The sequence below is a fragment of the Acetobacter sp. DmW_043 genome (assembly GCF_002153485.1).
Taxonomy (GTDB): domain Bacteria; phylum Pseudomonadota; class Alphaproteobacteria; order Acetobacterales; family Acetobacteraceae; genus Acetobacter; species Acetobacter thailandicus.
Genome location: NZ_JOMN01000107.1, coordinates 1 through 316 on the forward strand (window position 1 = coordinate 1; position 316 = coordinate 316).

The window sequence follows — 316 nt, forward strand, 5'->3', positions numbered from 1 at the left end:
AAAACCGGCACGGACGCTTCCGGGAGAGTGATCTGCTTCGCCAAATGTTCGAAATGACCGTCAGGCAGTACATCGCCAAGGGGCTGGTGGGCGGTGAAGGCTTTGCGGTCGATGCCAGCACGATCAAGGCCGACGCTAATCGGCAGCGCAGTGTTTCGAGCCCAGATAAACTGCCGATCGAGGCAGCCCAACGTGCTGTGCGGGAGTATTTCTCGGTGCTGGACGATGCTGCATTTGGGTCTGCTACGCCCGTGCAACCAAAATATATCTCTCCGGTCGATCCTGCGGCACGTTGGAACGCTGCAAGCGGTGGCCT

Annotated in this window: 1 pseudogene; it reads left to right on the forward strand. The window is 58.9% G+C overall.

Annotated elements, in window-relative coordinates:
- Positions 1-316 (forward strand): annotated as a pseudogene (locus tag HK11_RS12085) (IS5/IS1182 family transposase); the annotation flags it as partial.